General features: G+C 46.0%; 14 protein-coding genes and 1 pseudogene. 6 read left to right on the forward strand and 9 right to left on the reverse strand.

What is annotated here, in order from left to right; genetic code table 11:
- Window positions 1–62: 62 nt before the first annotated feature.
- Window positions 63–251, reverse strand: a complete 189-nt coding sequence (locus tag E2B99_RS09710) for a hypothetical protein (protein WP_026472229.1) — start codon at window positions 249–251, stop codon at window positions 63–65.
- A 194-nt stretch (window positions 252–445) separates the two neighbouring features.
- Here E2B99_RS09710 and E2B99_RS09715 point away from each other — a divergent pair, with 194 nt between their 5' ends.
- The gene (locus tag E2B99_RS09715) at window positions 446–1,453 is read left to right on the forward strand and encodes an LLM class flavin-dependent oxidoreductase (protein WP_134244777.1); all 1,008 of its coding nucleotides are present in this window, start codon (window positions 446–448) and stop codon (window positions 1,451–1,453) included.
- A gap of 105 nt (window positions 1,454–1,558) precedes the next feature.
- Here E2B99_RS09715 and E2B99_RS09720 read toward each other — a convergent pair whose 3' ends face one another.
- From E2B99_RS09720 to ubiG, 6 genes are all read right to left on the reverse strand, one after another.
- Complete coding sequence (locus E2B99_RS09720; RefSeq protein ID WP_134244778.1) at window positions 1,559–1,924, reverse strand: hypothetical protein; 366 nt, start codon at window positions 1,922–1,924, stop codon at window positions 1,559–1,561.
- An 89-nt stretch (window positions 1,925–2,013) separates the two neighbouring features.
- Entirely contained in the window at window positions 2,014–3,360 is a 1,347-nt protein-coding gene (gene argA, locus E2B99_RS09725; protein ID WP_134244779.1) for an amino-acid N-acetyltransferase, read from the reverse strand.
- 94 nt (window positions 3,361–3,454) lie between these two features.
- The gene (gene argE, locus E2B99_RS09730; protein ID WP_134244780.1) at window positions 3,455–4,621 is read right to left on the reverse strand and encodes an acetylornithine deacetylase; all 1,167 of its coding nucleotides are present in this window, start codon (window positions 4,619–4,621) and stop codon (window positions 3,455–3,457) included.
- Between the two features lie 219 nt (window positions 4,622–4,840).
- Window positions 4,841–5,593: a YciK family oxidoreductase gene (locus tag E2B99_RS09735; protein WP_134244796.1), complete on the reverse strand. Its 753-nt coding sequence runs from the start codon at window positions 5,591–5,593 to the stop codon at window positions 4,841–4,843.
- 120 nt (window positions 5,594–5,713) lie between these two features.
- A complete protein-coding gene (locus E2B99_RS09740; RefSeq protein WP_134244797.1) occupies window positions 5,714–6,415 on the reverse strand; it encodes an HAD family hydrolase in 702 nt (233 codons plus the stop codon).
- An 18-nt stretch (window positions 6,416–6,433) separates the two neighbouring features.
- A complete protein-coding gene (gene ubiG / locus E2B99_RS09745) occupies window positions 6,434–7,180 on the reverse strand; it encodes a bifunctional 2-polyprenyl-6-hydroxyphenol methylase/3-demethylubiquinol 3-O-methyltransferase UbiG (protein ID WP_134244781.1) in 747 nt (248 codons plus the stop codon).
- Between the two features lie 228 nt (window positions 7,181–7,408).
- Between ubiG and E2B99_RS09750 the strand changes: the two genes are divergently transcribed.
- Complete coding sequence (locus E2B99_RS09750; RefSeq protein WP_134244782.1) at window positions 7,409–8,053, forward strand: thiol:disulfide interchange protein DsbA/DsbL; 645 nt, start codon at window positions 7,409–7,411, stop codon at window positions 8,051–8,053.
- A gap of 80 nt (window positions 8,054–8,133) precedes the next feature.
- On the opposite strand, the gene E2B99_RS09755 is transcribed toward E2B99_RS09750, so the two are convergent.
- The gene (locus E2B99_RS09755; RefSeq protein ID WP_134244783.1) at window positions 8,134–8,790 is read right to left on the reverse strand and encodes a TetR family transcriptional regulator; all 657 of its coding nucleotides are present in this window, start codon (window positions 8,788–8,790) and stop codon (window positions 8,134–8,136) included.
- A gap of 219 nt (window positions 8,791–9,009) precedes the next feature.
- Between E2B99_RS09755 and E2B99_RS09760 the strand changes: the two genes are divergently transcribed.
- The 4 genes from E2B99_RS09760 (at window position 9,010) to E2B99_RS09775 (ending at window position 13,140) form a co-directional block, all read left to right on the forward strand.
- On the forward strand, window positions 9,010–10,035 hold the full coding sequence (locus tag E2B99_RS09760) for a ferredoxin reductase (RefSeq protein ID WP_134244784.1): 1,026 nt from the start codon (window positions 9,010–9,012) through the stop codon (window positions 10,033–10,035).
- Between the two features lie 43 nt (window positions 10,036–10,078).
- The gene (locus E2B99_RS09765) at window positions 10,079–11,242 is read left to right on the forward strand and encodes a fatty acid desaturase family protein (protein WP_134244785.1); all 1,164 of its coding nucleotides are present in this window, start codon (window positions 10,079–10,081) and stop codon (window positions 11,240–11,242) included.
- A gap of 366 nt (window positions 11,243–11,608) precedes the next feature.
- Complete coding sequence (locus E2B99_RS09770) at window positions 11,609–12,022, forward strand: DUF2345 domain-containing protein (protein WP_134244786.1); 414 nt, start codon at window positions 11,609–11,611, stop codon at window positions 12,020–12,022.
- Complete coding sequence (locus E2B99_RS09775; RefSeq protein ID WP_134244787.1) at window positions 12,019–13,140, forward strand: hypothetical protein; 1,122 nt, start codon at window positions 12,019–12,021, stop codon at window positions 13,138–13,140. The genes E2B99_RS09770 and E2B99_RS09775 overlap by 4 nt, the downstream gene beginning before the upstream one ends.
- Before the next feature lie 436 nt (window positions 13,141–13,576).
- Here E2B99_RS09775 and E2B99_RS09780 read toward each other — a convergent pair.
- Window positions 13,577–13,688: pseudogene (locus E2B99_RS09780) on the reverse strand (IS982 family transposase); the annotation flags it as partial.

The following is a 13,688-nucleotide window of genomic DNA, read 5'->3' on the forward strand; positions in this document are numbered from 1 at the left end:
CTACTCATTTAAAACAAAAAGCATGGGCCAAACCCATGCTTTCTGATTCTTGGCAAAATTCACTATCGGCGTGATTGCTGATAGTTATTGTGGTTGGTCTGGCCGCCTTCCGGCCCCTGGCCTTTATTACGCTGGTCACGCGTACTTTGATTGCGGTTGTCCTGATCATTACCACCATGATCCTGTACCAGCTGGCCGTTCACTTGTTTTACATTATGACCGCCTGCAGGCTGGTTTTGCTTGTGAGACATCGTGTTCCTCCATGTGCTGAGTTGATGATTTCACCCTAAAGCAAACTGGCGCTGCTGGCTGTTAAGAAATGCTGTGTTTTTAATGTTTATGTAATTGCAGGCGGTGTGATAGATAAAACCCGCTACACTTTAGGCATATTTTTCTAGTCCTGGATTCCTGTTTTGGGATTTATCTGCGCTTATGAGGAACCCTTATGTCGGTTTTGTTATCCTGCAAATATTCGATTCTCGATCTGGCACCTATCCGCGATGATAGTAATGCAGCTACAGCCCTTAAAAACTCACTGGCGCTGGCACAGCATGCAGAACAACTGGGCTATACCCGTTTTTGGGTGGCTGAACACCACAACATGGACGGCATTGCCAGTTCGGCCACTGCCGTGTTGATTGGCTATCTCGCGGCTAACACCCAAACCATTCGTGTGGGTTCCGGTGGTGTCATGCTACCCAATCATTCACCACTGGTGGTGGCTGAGCAATTTGGCACGCTGGCCACTTTATATCCCAACCGGATTGATCTGGGGCTGGGTCGTGCACCCGGCGCTGATCAATATACAGCGCGTGCCTTGCGTCGCAATCATCTGGAAACTGCTGAAGAATTTCCCGAAGATGTGAGCATGATTCAAGCTTTACTGGGCGAGCCACAACCCGACCAGCGTATTAAGGCCGTACCGGGGCAAGGTACGCATGTGCCACTCTGGCTATTGGGTTCCAGCCTGTTTAGTGCGCAACTGGCAGCCGCTAAGGGTTTGCCATATGCCTTTGCCTCGCATTTTGCACCGCGCTTTATGATGGATGCCATCAAGCTATATCGGGAAAATTTTCAGCCCTCCAAGGTACTGGACAAACCGTATGTGATGCTGGGCGTACCATTGATTGCAGCAGACAGCGATGCACAGGCTGAATATCTGGCCACCAGTTTGTACCAGCGCATTTTAAACCTGATGCAGGGCAAGAGTATTAAAAGCCAGCCGCCAACCCGGCAGATGCGTGAATTAAATCCGCATGAACAAGCCAGCTTAAATAGTTTTTTAGGCATGGCGGCCATTGGTGGGCCAGAGAAAATCAAGCGGCGACTCACAGATATTGTGCAGCAAACCAAGGCGGATGAATTGATTTTTACTGGTGATTTATATGAGTTTACAGACCGGTTAAGAAGCTTTGAAATCGTGGCTGAAATATTTAAGGGAAAGCATCAATAGTTTGATAGCCAAAATAAATTCAAGAAATTCAGCATAGGGGTTAGAAAGAATTAACGATCATTCTTTTTAATAAATATTGCTGAATTATCTTTAAGCAAACCCTTCTTATAATCTAGAAATCCTCCCATCACTAATATTAAGGGAAAGAAAATAAATAACATTAGATCTCTTGCATAAGTCTGGTTTCGACAAGCTCAACCAACGCTGCCTGAGCCTGTCGAAGGCGAGTTGGTACAACTTATGAAAGAAGTCTATTAAAGTATTATTATTTAATTTTTCACTTTGTTCTGGAGTTATATAACGAATACTGCCTTTATTATTAAGTTTAATAGAGTATTCTTTATTAGGAATTTTTGATCCTTCTTTGGTATATTTACCCATTAAAGAGTAGGTAATTCCAAAAAAGTATAAACCTAAAAATATAACAATTATAAAAAAAGCAGTAAAAATAGTATCTCTATTGAGTTGCATATCAGAAATTTTCTTAATTAATAATTGATTTAAGACTAAAAATGAAAAATAGGACTAATATAATATTTTATAAGTCCTATTCAATTTAACTAAATCATCTTTTTAAAGATTTTGGAGTTGCGCTGATAGTTATACAGCGCTTGCCGGGCATTGGGCAGTGCTTCAACGGGTACCGGCTCAAAGCCCTGTTCAATAAACCAGTGCGCAGTACGGGTGGTGAGCACAAACAAGTCACGGATGCCTTTGCTGCGTGCCTTGGCTTCCAGATAGTCCAGCAGCTCGGCACCCCGGTTGCCACTACGGTAGTTGGGATGCACCGCAACACAGGCAATTTCGGCGGCGTGCACTTCATCACCCGTGGTTGGAATTGGATACATGGCGGCACAACCCACAATCATGCCATCGCGTTCAATCACGGCAAACTTGTCAATTTCGGTTTCCAGCCGTTCACGCGAGCGATACACCAGGATGCCTTCTTCTTCCAGTGGGCGCAGCAGTTCAATCAGGCCCACCACGTCGTCAATATCCGCAGTACGGATTTCTTCATATGGGTCATGGCTAATCAAGGTGCCGGAACCATCACGGGTAAACAGTTCCTGGAGCAGCGCGCCATCACGCGCATAGGAAATAATATGCACCCGGCGCACGCCACCCCGGCAGGCATCAGCAGCACCTTTCATGTGCAGCAGCAATTCACTGTCCAGCGGTTTGTTACGCAGGTATTTTTCCACTTCATTGGGAATCAGTTCGCGCAGCAAGCGGTCGTCATCATCGCTAATGCCTTCTTTTTCACCCAGAAAAATCAGCTTGTCGGCCTTGAGGGCAATGGCTGTTTTAACCGCCACTTCTTCCCCAAGCAGGTTGAATACTTCACCTGTGGTGGAGTAGCCAGTTGGGCCAAGCACGATGATATTGCGGTTGGCCAGACTTTTTTGCAGCGCATCGACATCCACCGAGCGCACTTCACCCGTGAGCTGATAATCCACGCCATCGCGTACCCCATACGGACGTGCGGTCACAAAATTACCGGATACTGCATCAATGCGCGCCCCATACATGGGCGAATTGGCCAGACCCATGGACAACAAGGCTTCAATTTCCAGACGAATGGAACCCACCGCATCCAGCACGCAGCGCAATGCTTCACGGGTGGTAATACGCAGGTCATTATGAAATGGAGTTTCCAGATTATATTCAATCAGGTTTTCATTGATTTGCGGACGCGCACCATGCACCAGAATCAGGCGAATGCCCAGTGAGTGTAGCAGGGCAATATCATGGATAATGTTGCGAAAGTTCTCATGGTTTACCGCTTCGCCACCAAACATCAGCACAAAAGTTTTGTCACGATGGGCATTGATGTAGGGCGCAGAGTTACGGAACCAGTGAACGTATTGTTCTGTCATGGTGTCTGGACACAAAAATTCGTCTGTCATGGCAAGTATGGTCTACCTGTTAAATCCGGCAAATTCTTTCACCAGAATTGCTATAAAAAAGGGATAACACGTTATATAACGAACCCGATGGATTTTAAAGCCGGGCATTGCCCTGAACGCAATAGTAATGAATCAACTGGTTTAATAATAACAGCATGGGTGAAATATTTTTAATTTCCAGATATTCATCCGGCTGGTGTGCCTGTTCAATATTGCCCGGCCCCAGAATCACGGTATCCATGTTTTGCGCCCGAAAATACGGTGCTTCTGTGCCAAATGATACTGCACCGGCAGTTTCTCCCAAGAGGCCTTCAATTTTTTGCACAAATGGTGAGTTGGCTGGGGTTTCGGCAGCACCGGAACCTGCAGTGGCTGGTTCATACAGCATGCTGACGCCAAACTGCTGTTCGATTCCTTTCAGCAGGTGGCGAATATCAGCGCGAATATTTTCAATTTCCATGCCGGGCAGTGGCCTCACATCAAACTGCAATTCACACAGGCCACAAATGCGGTTGGGATTGTCGCCACCATGAATACAGCCCAGATTCAGGGTGGGATACGGCACTGGAAACAGCGGCTGCTGGATGTTTTTGAGGCTGGTGCGAAATTGTTGCAGGCGGTTGACCACTTCATGCATGGCATCAATGGCATTGCGGCCCAGTTCGGGATCGCTGGAATGGCCGGACTTGCCAGTAATCACCACGCGTTCCAGCATCACACCCTTGTGCAGGCGCGCAGGTTTTAGGTTGGTCGGCTCACCAATCAGCACAAAACGTCCTTGTCCTTTGGATTGTTCCATCAAGGCGCGGGCACCAGCCATTGAGGTTTCTTCATCACAGGTGGCAATTACAATCAGCGGCGCCCGAAATGGTGTCCTGGCATAGTTGGCCACGGCATCCAGAATCAGGGCAAAAAAGCCTTTCATATCCGCCATGCCAAGCCCATATAGCTTGCCATTGCGTTCTGTCATGCTAAAGGGATCGTTTTTCCACAGGTTCTGGTCAAACGGAACCGTGTCCGAATGGCCAGCCAGCACCAGCCCACCCTGTGCCTGCGGGTCAGTTCCGGCACGAACGGCAATCAGGTTGGCCTTGCCGGGCGCAACCGGCATGATTTCGCAAATAAAACCGGCACTTTCAAACCAGTTTGCCAGTGTTTCAATCACCGGCACATTCGACATGTCCTGCTCCGGCATGGTACAGGAAATGCTGGGAATGGCGGTTAGCTCGGCAAGCTGCTGGCGTAAGCGCGGCTTTATCATAGGGGCAGGGTTTCCTTGCAAATACAGATTATTTAAGCATTACATATTAAGGGGCGCACTCATTAAAGCGTTATTTCATGAGCGGCTTGCAACAGACCAGTTAGCCAGCAAGGCTAGAAGCAAGATTAAGGTTTTATCATGTTTTACAGGCCTTGTGAAAACACAGCCTGAAAAAAACTGAATTCATCTGTCTGTACTGGCCTGTTTTTACTGGCTGACTTATGGTTGCTGTGCATCGACTGATTCACCGCTCACACCACGACTGTCTGGTCCCATCAGGTACAGGTATGCTGGCATAATACTGTCCGGTGTAGCCACCGTTTGCGGATTTTCCTGCGGGTAAGCGTCTGCCCGCATACTGGTACGGGTAGCACCGGGGTTTATACAGTTAAAGCGGATGGCCGGGTTACTGGCAAATTCGGCAGCAAAAATGGTGCTTAAGGCTTCCACACCAAATTTGGACACGCTATAGGCACCCCATTCGGCGCGTGCAGTACGGCCCACGCCGCTACTGGTGAAGATAACGCTGGCATCCTGCGATTGTTTCAGGAGTGGCAGCAGCGACTGGGTCAGCAAAAATGGCGCTCGCAGATTCACATTCATCACTTCATCCCAGGTTTGTACATCGTATTGCTCCAGTGCAATGCGATGCCCCAGAATGCCGGCATTGTGCAAAATGCCATCCAGACGGCCAAACTGGTTTTGCAGGGTGGTCACCAGTTGTGAATATTCCAGCTCTGAAGTGCTGGCCAAATGCAGGGGCAGAATCGCGGGTTTGGCGCCACCAGCCTGTTCAATCTGGTCATACACGGCTTCGAGTTTGGAAATAGTACGGCCATGCAGCACCACGGTTGCGCCATGACGGGCATAGGTCAGGGCAGCACTCTTGCCAATGCCATCACCGGCGCCAGTCACCAGAATCACCCGGTTTGCCAGCAAGTCGGTGCGGGGCTGATACTGTTTGAGGTTAATCTGTTTTAAATCAATCATAGCATCCTCTGTTTTATTCATTAATAATTATTGAACAGGATAAATGGCCTATAGGCTGGCTTGGGGCAAAGCCAGTATTTCCCGGCCTTACACGTTAGGATTCTAGCATCCGGCTGGGCGTTGCTCTGTGAGCAAATGGTGAGCCGATTGATGGATTAATTCAATCAATTCATCAACATTGTAGACAATATGATTGGCGTGCCAGCCCTCAAGATTATCCTTGTGGTCAGGCGGTAAATAGCCGTAAGCTGCTAACACAGTCGGCATTCCTGCTGCACGTCCGGCATCAATATCACGCGGGTGGTCGCCCACATAAATAATTTGTTCCGGTGGCAAGCCAAGCTGACTGGCTGCCAGTAACATGGGTTCAGGATCAGGTTTGGTCCGGCTCACATCATCAGGGCATACCAGCACCTGACAGCGTTCGGTCAAATTCAGGGTTGCCAATAATGATTCACTCAGGCTGCGAGGCTTGTTGGTGACAATACCCCACGGCAAGCCCAGTTCATCCAGTGCACTCAATAATGCATCCATTTGTGGGAACAGGCAGGTATCCACCGCAATATTCTGGGCATAAATATCCAGAAACTGCTGGCGTATCTGTAGCAACTGCGGGCTGTTTAGCTCAAGATCAGGATAAATCAGGTTAACCATCGCGCGCGCGCCTTCCGACACTTGCGCACGGATCAGGTCATCTGTGGGAACCTGAATTTGAGCCTGTTCACACATCAGGCGAATGATGCGGATAAAATCCGGTGCGGTGTCAATCAGGGTGCCATCAAGGTCAAACAGGACAGCACGCAGCGGCTGTTGCAAGCTCATTTAGGCAGGCCTCCGCGTATGCACCATATAATTGACATCCACATTGGGCGCCAGCCAGTAATATTTGGTTAGCGGGTTGTAGTGCAGGCCAATGATGTGGTCATAGCTTAAACCGGCCTGACGGATATAGGATGCCAGCTCGGACGGGCGAATAAACTTTTTAAAGTCATGCGTGCCACGGGGGAGCAGGCGCAGCACATATTCAGCGCCAATAATGGCAAACAAATAAGCCTTGGGGTTACGGTTGATGGTGGAAAAAAACACATGGCCGCCCGGCTTCACCAGATCAAAGCAGGCCTGTACCACGGCGGCTGGATCAGGTACATGCTCCAGCATTTCCATGCAAGTCACAATGTCGTATTGTCCGGCTTGCTCCGCAGCCAGTTGCTCCACTGGCACATGTCGATAGCTGATATTGGTCACGCTCTCCTGTTCGGCATGTAGTTTGGCCACGGCCAATGGGGCTTCAGCCAGATCAATTCCAAGGACTTCAGCACCACGGCGTGCCATGGACTCAGCCAGAATGCCGCCGCCACAGCCCACATCAACAATTTTCTTGCCACTGATGCCATTGCCGTGTTCAGTAATCCAGTTCAGGCGCAATGGGTTAATCTGGTGCAGGGGATAAAACTCGGAGTTTGGCGTGGTATCCCACCATTTTGCAGCCAGTGCATCAAATTTGGCAATTTCCTGTGTATCCACATTGGCAGCTGGCCCGTTTGTAGCGGACCCATTTGTAGAGGCCATAGTCACAACATTCCAAAAGTTAATTAAAAGTATTTTTGCAACATGATTCATTGCAGGCGCTAGCACGCTGGTAGGCCTTGCATGTGCTGATTGTAAACCAGCATAATCGCTAACATTGAATAAAAACAGTGACCTTGTGCAAAAGTTCACAGAATCCACATATACTATCCCACAAGATGTTTTACCATTTACTAAAATTTTTATACACGCACAGGACGTATGATCAAGATGAAACATTTGGTTTTAAGTGCAATGACCGTATCTGTAATGGCTATGTCTGGTTTGGCTAATGCTGCTGAACCATTTGTAGCAGGCAAGGATTACACCGTACTGTCCAATCCGGGCAAAGTGGAAAAACCCGGCATGATTGAGGTGCGTGAGTTCTTCTGGTATGGCTGCCCGCATTGCTACCGTCTGGAACCTTATGTGGCATCGTGGCTGGCCAGCAAACCTGCCAACATTAATTTTGTGCGCAGCCCGGCGGCCATGAATCCGGTATGGGAACAAAATGCCCGTGGCTATTATGCAGTTGACCTGATGGGGCTGACCAATAAAGTCCACAAGCCATTGTTTGATGCCATTCACCAGAAAAACCAGCGCCTGTTCGACCAGAAATCACTGGCGAATTTCTATCAGGGCTATGGCGTGGACAGCAACAAGTTTAATGCCATGTTTAACTCGTTTGCAGTTTCTGGCAAGATTGCCCAGTCCAAGCAACTGGCGCAGGCCTACCAGCTGGATGGCGTACCTGCCTTAGTCGTCAATGGCAAGTATGTGGTGAAAGGCGAAGACCAAAAAGTGATTCAGGTGGTGAATTACCTGATCAATAAAGAACGTGCAGTGGTGAAAAAACCAGCACCTGCCAAAAAATAAGCGTTTTCAACGTATAAAAAAAGCCTCAACTGTTTGAGGCTTTTTTTATGGCTACCTATTTCAACTATATAAAGGCAAACTCAGGACTTGTTACCCGCTTCGCTATTCCAGTTGGAAATGCCACGGAACATCAGTTGCGCCTGCTTGGTGGTGTTTTGAATCAATTGTTCGCGCTGTTCTGCTAGCGTGGCCGGGTTATTTTTATCCGGCAAATTCAGCCAGGTCATGGCCCAGGAAAACGACATATTAATTAAAATTGACGACATGATCTGCAAGTCCTGCGTGGCACCCACATGCTCAAAGGCCGGCAATTTTTTCAGGTCTTCGGCCAGATCATCCACAAAAAAATGAATTTCACGCGCAATGGCATCACGCACGACCGATGAGCCACCCCAGCGCTCGCCAATCAGGAATAGCCACTGCCGTGCGGACTGGTCAACAGCATTAAAAAACCGTTCAATGCTGAGCCGGGTTTTGGAGCCAGCCTTAACGGTGTATCCCTCACGCAGGCTGCGCAACAAATGATGCAGGCTAATGGACACCTGATCCACCAGATCATTGCCCAGTTCATCCATATCCTGAAAATGCCGGTAAAACGCGGTGGGCACAAGACCAGCTTCACGCGCCACTTCGCGCAGGCTGATCGTACTAAACGAACGTCCAGAGGTGCTTAACGTCAGGGCCGCTTCCAGCAGGGCTTGACGGCTTTGTTGCTTGCGTTCGTCTCTGATCGACATTCAGACAGACCAAAAAAACTAATGAGGCAACAAGTTTAACAAAAAAAATAAACTTCTTTTTAAAAATTCAGTGTACAGGTGTTGACTCAAATTTAAAACACGCTATATTAGTGTACAAGTGTTCACAATACTAACAAGTGTTCACTAAAGTAGCAAACTGCCAAATACGTGAATACATCCAGAACACCAGCATCAGAAGATAAGCAAGAGGGCCGCATCATGTTACAGACCAGCAACTACAAACCACACTGGATTCGCGAAGACTTTGTTGATTTTGTACTGGCCAAGGTGAATCCGATGTGGACCCTGCGTCGTACCATGGCACGCATTGAAAGCATTGAACCCATTGCTGATGGCATGATTAAGCTCACCTTGCGTACCAATAACAAATTTAATCAGTACCAGCCCGGCCAGTTTGTCATGGTGACTGTGCGGATTGACGGGGTGCAACATCAACGTGCCTATAGTGTGGTGAGCTATCCTGGCGATTCAACCATTGTGCTGGGGATTAAAAAGCAGGGTCGTGTGTCCAACTATCTGGCCAATGATGCGCGTCCAGGTGATGTATTGGAAATTACCCCGGCCATGGGCGAATTTACCTTAAAAAAACACGATCATCCGGTGTTGCTCATCTCTGCTGGCAGTGGCATTACGCCCATGATTCCATTGGCCAAACAGGCGCTTGAACGCTCTAAACTGCCAGTGACCCTGATTTATTATTCCCGTGATCCGGCATTCCGTGCCGAGCTGGAAGCACTGGCTGCCAAGCATCCGCATTTTAACTTGCACATTATTGTGGACAGTGCGGACAAACCCGCGTTTTTTGATGAAGAAACGCTGGATCAACTGTGTGTTGATGCCAAATACCGTGAAACCTATGTGTGTGCTGCACCCGGCCTGATGAAAGCCACCCGCCAGATCTGGCAAAAACGCGGCTGGAGCGACAAGCTCACTCAGGAAAGCTTTTTACCCGTAACCGTGAGTGATGATGCACAAGCGGTTCCGGTAAATTTCCGCCGCAGCATGCAGGAGTTTGAAGGCCGTGGCAATTTGCTGGCCAGTGCCGAAGCCGCAGGTTTAAAACCATCATTTGGTTGCCGCATGGGCATTTGCAACACCTGCGTGTGTACCAAAGTCAGTGGTGCGGTGAAGAACCAGCTGACTGGCGAAATTAATGACCAGAACAATGTGCAAATCAAATTATGTGTGAGCGAAGCAGTCAGTCCGGTTGAAATTGACCTGTAAGCCAGCCTTTTAATGAATTAGCCAATAAATCGAGTATAAGACCATGAACATGATGAACTATGATGCGGTAAAAGCTACCAAAAGCAAAAGCCGTGCATTAAGCTTTGATGAGATTCAGGAATTTGGCCGCAAGATTGACGCCATTCGTACCGAGACTATGGCCAAGATTGGCAAGGAAGATTCCGACTATATCTACAAGGTGCGTAACTTTGTGCGCTATACCGAAATTGCCTCACGCGGCATGCTGATGTTCGGTGGCTGGATTCCACCGGTCTGGTTGCTGGGTACAGCCATGCTGGGTGTGTCTAAAATTGTTGAAAACATGGAACTGGGTCATAACGTGATGCATGGTCAGTTTGACTGGCTCAATGACCCCACCTTAAACGGTGCCAACTACGACTGGGATACCATGGGCACAGGCGATGACTGGAAATATACCCATAACTACATGCACCACACGTATACCAACGTGATTGGCAAGGATCATGATGTTGGCTATGGCCTGATGCGCATGAGCCGTGAGCAAAAATGGGAACCACGCTTCTTGTTTAATATTCCTCTGGCAGCACAATTATTAGTGGCATTTGAATGGTACGTGGGTGTGCAAAACCTGCATCTGGAAGATGCGATTATCTATAAGACCAAAAGCTGGAAACAGGTATGGGCTGATGCAGCCAAATTCCGTAAAAAAGCACGTCGTCAGATTTTAAAAGACTATGTGTTCTTTCCGGTAATTGCTGGCCCGATGTTCCTGCCAGTATTTGCTGGTAATGCTGTTGCCAATATTATCCGTAACCTGTGGGCAGGCTCAGTGATTTTCTGTGGTCACTTTACTGAAGATGCTGAAATGATGCCGGATAACACTGCAAACGAAACCAAGGCTGAGTGGTATCTGCGCCAGATTCGTGGCTCAAGCAACTTTACTGGCGGCAAGATCATTCACTTTATGAGTGGTAACCTGAGCCACCAGATTGAACATCATTTATTCCCGGATGTACCAGCCAACCGCTATCAGGAAATGGCGCCTAAGGTACGTGCAGTGTGTGAAGAGTATGGCCAGAACTACAACTCAGCCAGTTTTGCCAAGCAGTTTGCCAGCGTGTGGGTACGTTTGGCTGAGCATTCCCTTCCTGACCAGATGGTTGACAAGATCAAGGCCACCCGTGCCAAGCTGTCACTGAAAAACCTGTTTGCCCGCGCTGCCTAAACTGGTTTTAAGCACAGCTGCACCGTGTAGAAAACACCCTATAAAACTCTGTTGCTTTCATAGTGATAGGGTTTTTTATTGTCGAGTAAAATATTAGTCAACTCCTTTTAGTTTTAAATATTAGATCTCTTGCATAAGTCTGGTTTCGAAAAGCTCAACCAACGCTGCCTGAGCCTGTCGAAGGCGAGTTGGTACAACTTATGAAAGAAGTCTATTATAAAATGCAAATATGAAGGACAACAATCATGCTTTTTTAAGCTACATTGCAACAATAAAAGTCATTTGGTAAAAATTAAGGGTTTGGTTAGAATGCGAACCAATTTAAATAATGCCTCATAATTAAAGCAAAGGTTAAAGGTTAATAACATGAATCAATCATTTGCCATCAATAGTTGGAGTACTGCCACGCCTGTTCTCAGTGCGGGTGGTTCACAAATCAGGATCAGTGCCAAAGGTATTGAAGTGATTACTGGCGGTAAATTTGAGGTGAAAGCCGGGCAGCATGTGTTTAGCAGTGGGCAGAGGGTAATAAGCGATATTCCATTTTTACCCTCACCGAGTAATGGTGGATATATTTTAGAGTTTGATGTTCGGCATAAAGTAGATAATGGGTTATTGGGAAGTGCAGCCACTTTTAGTCTGATTGACTCAAAAGGAAATGTTCGTAGTGGTGACGTGCCTAAAGATGGAATTGTAAGAATTACCTCAAATGATCAAGAAGAAAAATATACCATCATCGTGCATAAAACTGATGCTGAATCTACGGAGCAAGAAGCATGACGTATACTGCCAGATTAAAAGTATTCTGTAATGATAAGAATATATTGTCCAATTTAAGTTATACTTTTTTAAATACCTCATCTAATAAAAATTACGGCGGAAAGCTGGATAATAATGGCTGTACTAGGGTTTATAACTGTAATAAATTAGACTTAATCTTTATTGAACTAATTTTAAACAATACAAAACTTGCCAGAGTTCGTATTCCTGCGCTTGAAAATGGAGATTTTAATAAGTCAACTTACAAATTAAAAATGACGCAGGGCATAACCAAGAAAGCTGAATCAAACAAAGTTCCTGTAAAAGTCAAAAATGAGCTGGAAATTGCTATTGAGCAATGGGAATCAACAACATCTTACATAGCTAAAGAAACGATACAAAATCCTGTTCTTAGGTTGACGTATCAAAAAAAAGCTAAAGAAGTATCTAATAAATATATCATGCTTGTTAAAGATAGAAAACTCACATTAAAAGAGGCAGCTAATGAGTGTAATAAACTTAGAAATGAAGTAATGGAAACAACTAGAAAAAGAACCACTGCTGTAGGCGTGGCTGGAGCTAAAAATATAAAAACTAACGGCCTAACAATTGACTTTTTAAGTGAAAAATATGCATATAAATTAACCAATCCTACTAATTATGAAGAATTAAAAAATACTAGGCAACTGGATGGGTTTATAAAAAAACAGATGGCATTAGGCAAATCTTTTTTCAATGCTTTATCCCCAACAGGGAAAAATCGTGTGTATTACTCAATCATGAGGAGTGCAGGTAATGCCAATCCCAAAGTAACAAGTCAAATGAAAGGTGTCGGATCGTTAGGAACAGTCTTTCTTGTCGTGACTGTCGTTTTTGCAGGGAAAGAGATTTATTATGCTGAAAATAGAGAAAAAGAATCAATTAGGCAAGGGACTACCATTTTTACAGGAATGGCCACTGGTGCTGCTACAACAATGGCAGTAAGTACTCCAGCAGAGGCTGCTTGTGGTCCAGCCGCACCTTTATGTATGTTTGTGGCAGGTCTTGTCGGTTCAGCAATAGGCGGATGGGGAGCGTATAAATTATTAGAAGCTTATGATGCTGAAATTGAGGAGTTTACAACATGGAACTTTTTTTAAAATTCATCTTTTATGCTTTTATGCTTATAGGTTCATGTTTTATAATTTTCAGTATGCCAACCTTATATCAGAATGATAATCATATTAGTGACTCTAGATATATAAAAAGCTTCTATATTGGCTGTGCATTTATACTTTTGTGGTTAGGCTATATGATATTCAATTTCTTTCAACCTTTAAGGTAATTTTTATAGTTACTCTGAATTCGATGATAAAATTAAATTAGGGTATTATGGGCAGCTAAAAGAATTAAAAACCAATTTATATACTTCAGCGAAATCAATCGCTATGCAGGAGGAAATTGTATATTGGAAAAACATTAAAAATGCGGATTCAAATACCTAGTGCGACATATTTGATAAAGAACTAGAAGCGTTTACGGCCTGGACTGTATTTTAACAAGGAGCACAATAATGCTATTTAACCCGAATCGTGCTTAAGCCGATGATTCCTTAATTTGAATTGTTGGCTTATTTTGATGAGTGAGTTGATATGCACATAGTGAGGCGTAAATTCCACTCAGAAATCCATGAAGACTACGTGCTCTA

Origin of the sequence: Alkanindiges illinoisensis, assembly GCF_004377485.1 — a bacterium.
GTDB classification, from domain to species: Bacteria; Pseudomonadota; Gammaproteobacteria; order Pseudomonadales; family Moraxellaceae; genus Alkanindiges; species Alkanindiges illinoisensis_A.

Bases quoted from the DNA above. Each gene is read 5' to 3' on its own strand.
- E2B99_RS09710 (WP_026472229.1), bottom strand. From the start codon at position 251: ATGTCTCACAAGCAAAACCAGCCTGCAGGCGGTCATAATGTAAAACAA.
- E2B99_RS09715 (WP_134244777.1), top strand. From the start codon at position 446: ATGTCGGTTTTGTTATCCTGCAAATATTCGATTCTCGATCTGGCACCT.
- E2B99_RS09720 (WP_134244778.1), bottom strand. From the start codon at position 1,924: ATGCAACTCAATAGAGATACTATTTTTACTGCTTTTTTTATAATTGTT.
- argA (WP_134244779.1), bottom strand. From the start codon at position 3,360: ATGACAGACGAATTTTTGTGTCCAGACACCATGACAGAACAATACGTT.
- argE (WP_134244780.1), bottom strand. From the start codon at position 4,621: ATGATAAAGCCGCGCTTACGCCAGCAGCTTGCCGAGCTAACCGCCATT.
- ubiG (WP_134244781.1), bottom strand. From the start codon at position 7,180: ATGGCCTCTACAAATGGGTCCGCTACAAACGGGCCAGCTGCCAATGTG.
- E2B99_RS09750 (WP_134244782.1), top strand. From the start codon at position 7,409: ATGAAACATTTGGTTTTAAGTGCAATGACCGTATCTGTAATGGCTATG.
- E2B99_RS09755 (WP_134244783.1), bottom strand. From the start codon at position 8,790: ATGTCGATCAGAGACGAACGCAAGCAACAAAGCCGTCAAGCCCTGCTG.
- E2B99_RS09760 (WP_134244784.1), top strand. From the start codon at position 9,010: ATGTTACAGACCAGCAACTACAAACCACACTGGATTCGCGAAGACTTT.
- E2B99_RS09765 (WP_134244785.1), top strand. From the start codon at position 10,079: ATGAACATGATGAACTATGATGCGGTAAAAGCTACCAAAAGCAAAAGC.
- E2B99_RS09770 (WP_134244786.1), top strand. From the start codon at position 11,609: ATGAATCAATCATTTGCCATCAATAGTTGGAGTACTGCCACGCCTGTT.
- E2B99_RS09775 (WP_134244787.1), top strand. From the start codon at position 12,019: ATGACGTATACTGCCAGATTAAAAGTATTCTGTAATGATAAGAATATA.